At 65.1% G+C, this 9,840-nt stretch carries 11 protein-coding genes; 8 read left to right on the top strand and 3 right to left on the bottom strand.

Features of this window, described 5'->3' with window-relative positions; translation table 11 throughout:
• The 4 genes from G3N97_RS32890 to G3N97_RS32875 all read left to right on the top strand — a co-directional run.
• The coding region (locus G3N97_RS32890) for a protein-L-isoaspartate(D-aspartate) O-methyltransferase (RefSeq protein WP_205997084.1) at positions 1–909 on the top strand (909 nt) is incomplete at its 5' end.
• A gap of 5 nt (positions 910–914) precedes the next feature.
• Complete coding sequence (locus tag G3N97_RS32885) at positions 915–1,817, top strand: peptidoglycan DD-metalloendopeptidase family protein (protein WP_065060036.1); 903 nt, start codon at positions 915–917, stop codon at positions 1,815–1,817.
• Between the two features lie 12 nt (positions 1,818–1,829).
• Entirely contained in the window at positions 1,830–2,912 is a 1,083-nt protein-coding gene (gene rpoS / locus G3N97_RS32880) for an RNA polymerase sigma factor RpoS (RefSeq protein WP_074984211.1), read from the top strand.
• A gap of 67 nt (positions 2,913–2,979) precedes the next feature.
• Positions 2,980–3,762, top strand: coding sequence for a 3'-5' exonuclease (locus G3N97_RS32875; protein WP_205997083.1), 783 nt, complete (start codon positions 2,980–2,982; stop codon positions 3,760–3,762).
• A gap of 29 nt (positions 3,763–3,791) precedes the next feature.
• Here G3N97_RS32875 and G3N97_RS32870 read toward each other — a convergent pair whose 3' ends face one another.
• The gene (locus G3N97_RS32870; protein WP_205997082.1) at positions 3,792–4,676 is read right to left on the bottom strand and encodes an endonuclease/exonuclease/phosphatase family protein; all 885 of its coding nucleotides are present in this window, start codon (positions 4,674–4,676) and stop codon (positions 3,792–3,794) included.
• Between the two features lie 85 nt (positions 4,677–4,761).
• Positions 4,762–5,022: a hypothetical protein gene (locus G3N97_RS32865; RefSeq protein WP_205997081.1), complete on the bottom strand. Its 261-nt coding sequence runs from the start codon at positions 5,020–5,022 to the stop codon at positions 4,762–4,764.
• Between G3N97_RS32865 and G3N97_RS32860 the strand changes: the two genes are divergently transcribed.
• Together G3N97_RS32860 and rlmD are read left to right on the top strand one after the other, a co-directional pair.
• The gene (locus tag G3N97_RS32860) at positions 5,021–5,227 is read left to right on the top strand and encodes a hypothetical protein (RefSeq protein WP_205997080.1); all 207 of its coding nucleotides are present in this window, start codon (positions 5,021–5,023) and stop codon (positions 5,225–5,227) included. The two genes, G3N97_RS32865 and G3N97_RS32860, sit on opposite strands and share 2 nt — an antisense overlap.
• Before the next feature lie 235 nt (positions 5,228–5,462).
• Complete coding sequence (gene rlmD, locus G3N97_RS32855) at positions 5,463–7,031, top strand: 23S rRNA (uracil(1939)-C(5))-methyltransferase RlmD (RefSeq protein WP_277397819.1); 1,569 nt, start codon at positions 5,463–5,465, stop codon at positions 7,029–7,031.
• Positions 7,032–7,130: 99 nt separating this feature from the next.
• Here the strand turns inward: rlmD and G3N97_RS32850 are convergent, their stop codons facing one another.
• Positions 7,131–8,021: an outer membrane protein assembly factor BamD gene (locus G3N97_RS32850; protein ID WP_241030980.1), complete on the bottom strand. Its 891-nt coding sequence runs from the start codon at positions 8,019–8,021 to the stop codon at positions 7,131–7,133.
• 40 nt (positions 8,022–8,061) lie between these two features.
• Between G3N97_RS32850 and G3N97_RS32845 the strand changes: the two genes are divergently transcribed.
• Entirely contained in the window at positions 8,062–9,399 is a 1,338-nt protein-coding gene (locus tag G3N97_RS32845) for an RluA family pseudouridine synthase (RefSeq protein WP_205997079.1), read from the top strand.
• Positions 9,396–9,840 (top strand): laccase domain-containing protein (locus tag G3N97_RS32840; RefSeq protein ID WP_205997078.1); only part of this gene is annotated, 445 nt, incomplete at its 3' end. The genes G3N97_RS32845 and G3N97_RS32840, both read left to right, overlap by 4 nt.

Raw genomic sequence — 9,840 nt, 5'->3', positions numbered from 1 at the left:
AAGCCGCCGGGCGCCGCGCACAGCGCGGCTTCGCCCGCGCGCAAGTCCGCGCATCCTGGTCATCTTTCCGGTAGTTCGTCGGGGAGTTCGCTGGGCAGCGCGTCGGCCAAGCCGCGCGCCGATCTCGGCACGCGTTCCGCGCAATCATTTCAAGGGGCGTCGGCGCCGTCTGCCAGGCCGTCTCAGCCGCACACGGCGGTGCAGGCGCGGCCGCACGTGACGCCCAGCGCCGGTGCGCCGGGCGTTGCGCTCAACGGTGCACTTGCGCTGACTTCGGAACGGGTGCGCGAACGCATGGTCGAACGCCTGCGTGCCAATGGCGTGACCGATCCGCGCGTGCTGCAGGCGCTCGCGACCGTGCCGCGCCACATGTTCGTCGATCCGGGCCTCGCGGCTCAGGCTTACGAAGATGCGGCGCTGCCGATCGGTCATCACCAGACCATCTCGAAGCCCTCGGTCGTCGCCCGCATGCTGGAACTCGCGGGCGCGGGCCGGGAGCTCGACCGCGTGCTCGAAATCGGCACGGGCTGCGGCTATCAGGCCGCGGTCTTGAGCCGGATCGCACGCGATGTGTATTCGATTGAACGCATCAAGCCGTTATACGAGCGCGCGAAGACGAACCTGCGTCCGCTGCGCATCCCGAACATCCGCTTGCATTACGGCGACGGACGGCTCGGTTTGCCGTCGGCGGCGCCGTTCGACGCGGTTGTGATCGCCGCCGCGGGCTTCGACGTGCCCCAGGCGCTGCTCGAGCAGCTCGCCATCGGCGGCCGGCTCGTGGCGCCGGTTGCGGAGCAGGACGAACAGACTCAGGTGCTCACGCTGGTAGAGCGCACGGGTCCGGCGCAATGGCGGGAGTCGCGGCTTGATCGCGTTTTCTTTGTCCCTTTAAAATCCGGAGTGATCTGAAACCGATGAGTATGTTGCGCGCGATGCAAAGAAAACGCTTGAATATCGACCTGACCGCGGCCCAACGCAGTGCCTCGGTCATCGCGCTCTGTCTCCTGACGGCCTGCGCGACGCGTCTCGACAACGCGCCCGTCGTGGACCGCACCGCACCGCTCGGCACGGCCGGCGCGCAGCCGCCGGTGCCGCTCGGGCCGCCGCCTCCGGGATATTACCGGGTGAAGCCGGGCGACACTCTCTATAGGATTGCGCTCGAAAACGGTCAGAACTATCGCGACATCGCGACGTGGAACAACCTCACCAATCCGAACCAGATTGAGGTGGATCAGTTGTTGCGTGTCGTGCCGCCGGGTGCGAGCAATGCTGCGGCCTACACGCCGGGCGTCGTGACCGCACCGGTGCCGGGCATGGCGGCTTCGCCGCCGCCGGGCTCGCAGGCTGCCATGCCGCCGATGATCGGTTCGGGTGCGAATGCCACGTCGGCGCCGCAAGCCGCCGTGCCGCCCGCTGCCAGCACGGGCGACATGGCCGCAGCGCCGGGCGGCAGCATCGCGCTCGCGTGGCCGGTGCGCGGTCCGTTGCTCAACGGCTTCGATGATTCGAAGAACAAGGGCATCAATATCGGCGGCGCAGCAGGCGATCCGGTCAAGGCAGCAGGCGATGGCCGCGTGGTTTATGCCGGAAATGGGCTGCGCGGATACGGCAATCTCATTATCATCAAGCATGACGCCACGTTTTTGACAGCGTACGCACACAACCGGGCTTTGATGGTAAAAGAGGGCGATGCGGTCACCAAGGGACAGAAAATTGCCGAAATGGGCAATACTGACTCCGATCGCGTGATGCTGCATTTCGAAGTACGCCGTCAGGGCAAGCCCGTCGACCCACTGAAGTACTTGCCGCCGCAATAAAGCGAGCCGACCATGCCGAAATCGAAGCGCCGTCTGCAGCAAGCCGAGTCTGACAGTCAAGCCGCCCAGGTTTCGGTGGAGGACGGCGCGCAGGCGGCCGACGACGAGGAGCGCGATTTCGAGGAGCGCGAGGAACGCGAAGAGCGTGAATCGGGCTCCGAAGAAAGCAGCAGCCGCGAAGGCGAAGAGGGCGCTGCGCCCTCGGACGCCGACGATTTTCGCGCCATCCTTCAGGCCGAGCTCACGGCCGACACCATCCAGCATTATCTGAACCGGATCAGCGTCAAGCCGCTGCTGACCGTCGAGGAGGAGCAGCGCTACTCGCGTCTGGCCAAGGCCGGCGAGTTCGAGGCGCGTCAGGTCATGATCGAGCGCAATTTGCGTCTCGTCGTGAGCATTGCGAAAGGTTATCTGAATCGCGGCGTGCCTTTGCTCGATCTCATCGAGGAAGGCAACCTCGGTCTCATGCACGCGATCGAGAAGTTCGATCCTACGCGCGGCTTCCGGTTTTCTACCTACGCCACCTGGTGGATCCGTCAGAGTATCGAGCGCGCGATCATGAACCAGGCACGCACGGTGCGCCTGCCCGTGCACGTGATCCGCGAACTCAACCAGGTGCTGCGCGCCAAGCGCCATCTGGAGAAGAATTCGATGAACACCAACGCGGCGTCGGAACGGCGCGACGCGAGCATCGACGACATCGCCTATCTGACGGGCAAGACCACCGAGGAAGTCACCGACATCCTCGCGCTCAACGAGCATACGGCCTCGCTCGACGCTCCGCTCGATCTCGATCCCGCGAGCAGCCTGCTCGATCTGCTGTCCGACGACCAGAGCCAGTCGCCCGATGCCGAAGTGCAGCATCGCGAACTGGAAACGCTCACGCGCGCATGGCTCGGCCGTTTGTCGGACAAACATCGTCACGTCATTGAGCGGCGCTTTGGCCTGAACCATATCGAACCGGCCACACTCGAAGAACTGGCCGACGAAATGGGCCTCACGCGTGAGCGCGTGCGGCAGATCCAGCAGGAAGCGCTGGTGCGCCTCAAACGCTTTTTCGCTTCGAACGGCGTGCGCAAGGACGCCGTTCTCTAAGCCCGACTCACCCAGAACAACCCATTCGGCGCGGGCGGTCCGCGCCGTTTCCGCGCTGCTATCCCGTATGACACCTGTACTCGTATTCGACATCGAGACGATTCCCGATGTGGACGGCATTCGCCGTCTCGAAGATCTGCCCGCCACGCTCAGCGACACCGAAGTGGCCGAACACGCGTTCGCCGCGCGCCGCGAGAAGACCGGCAGCGATTTCCTGCCGCATCATCTGCAGCGCGTGGCCGCGATTTCCTGTGTGTTCCGCGATGGCCAGGGCTTTCGCGTGCGCTCGCTCGGCACGCCCGGCGACGGCGAGGCCAAGCTGATCGACTCGTTCTATCGCACCATCGAAAAGTATTCGCCGCAACTGGTGTCTTGGAACGGCGGCGGCTTCGATCTGCCCGTGCTGCATTACCGCGCGCTGGTGCACGGCATTCGCGCGGTGCGCTACTGGGAAATGGGCGATGCGGACCGCGAGTTCAAGTGGAACAACTACATTAGCCGCTATCACTCGCGTCACACCGACCTGATGGACCTGCTCGCGATGTACCAGGCGCGCGCCAACGCGCCGCTCGACGCGCTCGCGAAGCTGTGCGGCTTCCCGGGCAAGCTCGGCATGGATGGCGGCCAGGTCTGGACGGCGTTCCAGGCGGGCCAGATCGAGGAAATCCGCAATTACTGCGAAACGGACGTGGTCAATACGTATCTGCTTTACTGCCGCTTTCAGATGATGCGTGGCGGCTTCAGCGAGCGTGAATATGCGGATGAAATCACCTTCGTGAAGCAGTCGCTCGCGGCCGAAACGGCGCCGCACTGGGACGAATATCTGAAGGCGTTCGGCGACGCCGAGTAAGTCGGTGCGGCGCACGTTCGTACTCGGGATCAGTCGATTTCGAGCACGACGGGCTGATGATCCGACGCCTGCGTCGCGCCGTCGAACTCGCAGCGCGTGAGACGCGCGCTCAAATCTTCCGTGACGAACACGAAGTCGCAGCTGATCGGTCCGTCCGGCCATTGCTGCGTGTCGTAGACGCCTGCCGTGGGCGGCGGCGTCGCGCCCGGGTGCAGGGCGGCCCAGGCGTCGATAAAGGCCGGGCTGTCGTCGATCGGCGCCAGCATGCGCCGGTACGCCGCGCTATTCCATTCGCTGTTGAAATCGCCGCAGACGATCGCGCTCACGGGCCGGGCGGTGCGCGCGAACGGCCCATCGGCGTTTTCAGCCGGCGCGGGCTGCGCCGCGTGTCCGGCGGCTTCGTGCTGCAAGCGGCGTAATTCCTCCACCTGTGCGAGCCGCTGGCGCTCCGAATAAAACTCCAGATGGGTCACGAGGATGCGCAGCGCGCCGCCCGCGGTCGTCGCGCCCGAAACATCGAGGACGGCCTCGAGCGCCACGCGCTGCATCGACGGCGCGGCCTCGTCGGCGGGCCAGGGCAGCAGGTGCCGGAACACCTGCGCGACAGGCAGCCGCGTCGCGAGCGCATTGCCGAACTGCCGCCGTTTTGCGGCGGATTGACCTGCGTGTACGGACACCGGGGGCAGATCGGCGCCGATTGCCTCGATCACGGTGAAGCCCGGCAGCAGTGCGGCGAGTTCCGCAAATTGATCGTCGCTCGGACCGCCTGGTAGCGCGTGAAAACCGCGCGTGATTTCCTGCAGACAGAGCACGTCGAAGTCGGCAAGTTGCCGAGCTTCGCGCACGGTGCGCGCGAGATCGACGATGCCCGACGCATTGCGGCCCCACTGCACGTTCCAGCTCACGAGTTTCATGGCGGGCTCCGGCGATTGCGCGATGAGAGGATCGAAACAGTATCGTGCAGGAAGCCGCGCAGAAAATACGCCTGCGTCGCGCGGATCAGCGGCGCGTGACGCTGTAGTCGGTCGAATGCCAGGCGACGGCCGGCCCCGCCAACGCGCGGACCTGTGCCGGATCGCAGCTCGCGCGCGCGGTTGCGATCACCGTCTGGCGTTTGAAATAGATGGCGAACGGCACATCGCCGTATTTGCCGAGCGCATACTGGAAGCATTCGTTGCCGCTTTCGCCGTAGAAGCGGTCGGGCGGGCCGACGCGCTTGATGACGTCGTTTTGCGTCATGCCGGGCGCGACCGTGGACATGACGGTTTCCGGTTTGGCCGTTGGCGCGGAGCAGGCGGCGAGTGCCAGCGCCGCGGCGGCGAGTGTGCAGCAAAGCAGGGTTTTCATGGCGATGTCGAAAATAGTGATGGGGTCTGCGACAAGTACGCTGAACGCCGTGCCGTTTCCATCAGATGAGTCCGAAACTGGATCGGTGATCTATTCTGGAATCCGAAATGCCGAGTGAAGACGCGGGGCGAAAACGGAGTCTGGCGGATATCTGCGTGGAGTCTGCGGGTGGGTATCGACGGGTATTAATGGGCGTCGCTGGAAATCGGTGCACGTCGCAAGAACCATCGTAATGACGGGCGTCCGTCACGGGCATCAGACCAATCTGAAAGCGCGGCGGTCCGATTTCAGAACCGGCGCAGGCGCAGATCGCGTCGTTTCGTGTGATTTCCGTGCAGCGCGACGCAGCGCGCATGAGGCCGCCGCCGCCGAATCGACTACAATCTCGCCTTCGCCCAAAAAAAATCCACCCCCCACTGTCTGTCAGGAATTCGCTGGTGTCCCAAGCTGCCCCCGACCCTCAAGCCGAAACGCTCCACGCCGCGCCCCTTCAGGCCGGCGCGCTCCCCGTCGCGCCCTCGAAGAAGCGCAGCAAGCGCGAACGCCGCGCCGACAAGCGCGCCGCCGTGGAAGCCTCGGTCGCTCAGGCCCCGATTCTCGAAATCGAATCGCTCGATATGGAGGCGCGCGGCGTGGGCCGCACCGTCACCGAAACGGGCGAGCCGGGCAAGGTGATCTTCGTCGAGGGCGCACTGCCGGGCGAACGCGTCACGTATCTGAGCTATCGCAAGAAGCCGACGTTCGAACAGGCGGAAGTCGTAAGCGTGCTGCGCGAAAGCGCGATCCGCACCAAGCCGCAATGTCCGTACTTCGGCAAATGCGGCGGCTGCTCGATGCAGCATCTGGACGTGCGCGCCCAGATCGCCGTCAAGCAACGCGTGCTCGAAGACAATCTTCAGCACATCTCGAAAGTGCGCTCGGAAACGATGTTCCGCCCGATCCACGGGCCGTCGTGGGGCTATCGCTATCGCGCGCGCCTGACCGTGCGCAATGTGCCGAAGAAGGGCGGCGTGCTGGTCGGTTTCCACGAGCGCAAGAGCAGCTACGTGGCCGACATGACGAGTTGTGAAGTGCTGCCGCAGCACGTTTCGGCGATGCTGGTGCCGCTGCGCAAGCTGGTGGAAGGGCTGTCGATTCGCGATCGCATGCCGCAGATCGAGCTGGCTGTCGGTTCGAGCGTCACGGCGCTCGTGCTGCGCATCCTGGAACCGATCACGGCCGCCGACGAAGATCTGCTGCGCGCATTCGCCGACGAGCACAATGTGCAGTTCTGGCTACAGCCGAAGGGTCCGGAAACGGTGTTCCCGTTCTATCCGCTCGATACGCCGCTCGACTACACGCTGCCGGAATTCGACATCCGCATGCCGTTTAAGCCGACCGATTTCACGCAGGTCAATCATCAGATCAACCGCGTGCTCGTGGGCCGCGCGCTGCGACTGCTCGCGCCCGAGCCGGGCGACCGCGTGCTCGATCTGTTCTGCGGGATCGGCAACTTCACGCTGCCGCTGGCGCGTCTGTCGCGCGAGGTGGTCGGCATCGAAGGCAGCGAGCAACTGACGACGCGGGCGCTCGAAAACGCGCGCGCCAACGGCGTCGACGGTCATACGTCGTTCGCCTGCCGCAATCTGTTCGAAGTCACCGCCGACGATATCCGCGCGCTGGGCCATTTCGACAAGTTTCTGGTCGATCCGCCGCGCGAAGGCGCGTTCGCGGTGTCGCAGGCGCTCGCCGAGATCGCGCAGAGCGGCAACGGTCCGCTGCCCAAACGCATCGTCTACGTGTCGTGCAGTCCGGCGACGCTGGCGCGCGACGCGGGCGTGCTGGTCAACGAAGCCGGTTATCGCCTCAAGGGCGCGGGCGTGGTCAACATGTTCCCGCACACCTCGCACGTCGAATCGATTGCCCTGTTCGAGCGCGATTGATCTGCGCCAGGGCATAAAAAAACGCCACGGAAACCGTGGCGTTTTTTGTTTCAGGCCGCGACGACCGGGCTAAAGGCCGGCGCGGTGGCTGAAAAGCGCTTACCAGACTTGCCACCAGGACTTGTTGTCGCCCTTGGTCGGACGCGCATGACCCGTGATGTACGGGCTGTCCGGGAACGTGGCGGCGAGCACGCGGCGCGTGTCGTCGGCCAGTTGCGGCTGCTCGAGCTTCTGGTACGACAGCATCATGATGTGCAGCGCGTCTTCGATCGCCGGAGCGCTCTTGTACTCGGTGATCGCGAGCTGTGCGCGGTTGATGGCCGCCACGTAAGCGCCGCGACGATAGTAGTAGTCGGCCGCGTGCACTTCGTGCGAAGCCAGCGCGTTCACGATGTAGCGCATGCGCTGCGCCGCGTCGGGTGCGTACTTGCTCTGCGGGTACTTGTCGACGACCACCTTGAACGCGTCATACGACTCGCGCAGCGACTTCGGATCGCGCTCGCTCATGTCCTGACCGGAGAAGCGGCCGAACAGACCGAGGTCGTCGTTGAAGTGGATCATGCCCTTCAGATAGTACGCGTAGGCGATGTCCGGGTGGTCCGGGTGCAGCTGGATGAAGCGGTTGATCGCCTGGTCGGCCGCGTCGTTCTCGTTGTCCTTCCAGTTACAGTAGGCAACGTTGATCTGCGCCTGCTGGGCGAAGTGGCCGAACGGATCGCGACCTTCGAGCTGCTCGAAATATTTCGCGCACTTGCCCCAGTCGCCGCCGGACAGCGCGTCCTGGGCCTCCGTATATAATTTGTTGTTGTTCCACATTGCCGTTTCGTCGGTCTTTTCCGGCAGGCCGTGGCAGGCCGCAACGGCGGCAATCGCAGCGCCGCAGGCGGCAATGCGAATGACGTTGCCAATCTTGCCGAGCGTTTGTGCTCGTGCCGCGTTCCGGGCCACCGCATATTGGGCCAGTTTCGTAATCGTGTTCAAGGCTCGCATTTTCCAGTCCAGCTTCAGGTCCACAGGTGACCCAGACTCAATGACCCGTTCAGTTACTCCGGGTGCCGGCGCTCCCGGCGCCCAAAACAGCATCAGCGATTATAGCCTGGGCGATGACCCCAATGCCGCAGCAGCCAATGAGGCGCTTGACGACGACCTGATCGGAGACGTCTCCGAAGAGGCTTCAGGCGCTATTTCTGGCGGTATTCCGGCGGGAAAGCCCCGTACGCGTCAGGCTCAGAAAGAGCAGGAAGCGCGTCGCGCCGACGTGCCCGACGAGCTTGCGGGTGAGCGTCTCGACAAGGTGCTCGCCAAGGTTTTCCCCGAATTTTCGCGTAACCGGCTGCAAAGCTGGATCGAGGCGCAGCGCGTGCTGGTCGACGGCAAACCGGCCAAGGTGCGCCAGCCGGTGCCGCTTGGCGCGACGATCGAACTCGTGCCGGACCTGCTGCCCGAGCAGCTCGCGTTCACGCCCGAGCCGGTGCCGCTCGAAATTATTTACGAAGATGACGCGATCGTCGTCATCAACAAGCCCGCGGGCCTCGTCGTCCATCCGGCGGCGGGCAACTGGAGCGGCACGATTCTCAACGGCTTGCTGCATCGCTACGGCGAAGCGGCGGCGGGGCTGCCGCGCGCGGGCATCGTGCACCGGCTCGACAAGGAAACTTCCGGGCTGATGGTGGTCGCGCGCACGCTCGAGGCGCAGACCGACCTCGTGCGCCAGTTGCAGGCGCGCACGGTCAAGCGCCGCTATCTGGCGCTCGTCTGGGGCAATATCGCCGAATCGGGCACCATCGACGCGCCGATCGGCCGCGATTCGCGCGAGCGCACGCGCATGGCGGTGGTGAAGGGCGCGTCGGGCAAACCCGCGCGCACGCACTTCCGCCGCATCGACAAGACGCTCTGGCACAACCAGCCGGTCAGCGCGATCCATTGCGATCTGGAGACCGGCCGCACGCACCAGATTCGCGTGCATTGCGCGGCTGTCGGCCATCCGCTGCTCGGCGATCCGGTCTATGGCCACGCGCGCGGCAAGCGCTCGGTCGCGGCGCTGCCCAACGGCTTTGCGCGTCAGGCGCTGCACGCCTGGCGCCTCGGGCTCATCCATCCGGTCACGGGCCGCGCGATGCAGTGGCGCGCCGAAGTGCCGGACGACATGGACGAGCTGATCGAGGCGCTCGGCTTCGGCGCGGAAGAGGACGAAGACGGCTTCGACGACATGTTCGACAGCGCCTACACCGACGAGGGTTACGTAATCGGCAGTAACGAAGAGGATTACGCAGATGACCACGACGACGAGGATGACGGGCACGACGAAGGCGAAAGCGACGACGAAAGCGATCACGACGATCACACGAAGGGAGACAAGCCCGCATGACGACGACCTGCCCGGAACTGACTGCCGCCGATCTGCTGCATCCGGACTGGCGTGCGTCGCCGCGCGTGCGCGCCTTCGTCACCACGCGTAACGGCGGCGTGAGCGAGCCGCCGTTCGGGCGCTGGAAGTCGGGGCATGGCGACGCGAACGGCGAGGGCGTCGATCTGCCCGGCGGCATGAATCTCGGGCGCGGTTCCGGCGACGATCTCGATCAGGTCGAAGCCAATCGCGCGCGTCTGCTTGAGCACGCGGGCGTGCCGGCGGCGTGGCTCAAGCAGATTCACGGTCCGCGCGTGGTGGATGCGGCCGACGCGCTCGCGGCGGCGCGCGCAGGCACGCCGCTCGAAGCGGACGCGAGCGTCACGGATCAGCCTGGCATCGCCTGCACGGTGATGATCGCCGACTGCATGCCGGTGCTGCTGTGCGACCCCGAAGGGCGTG

The sequence above is a fragment of the Paraburkholderia sp. Ac-20347 genome (genome assembly GCF_017104805.1).
GTDB classification, from domain to species: domain Bacteria; phylum Pseudomonadota; class Gammaproteobacteria; order Burkholderiales; family Burkholderiaceae; genus Paraburkholderia; species Paraburkholderia tropica.
Note: the sequence above shows the minus strand (reverse complement) of the source record. Positions and strands in the feature narration are given on the sequence as shown.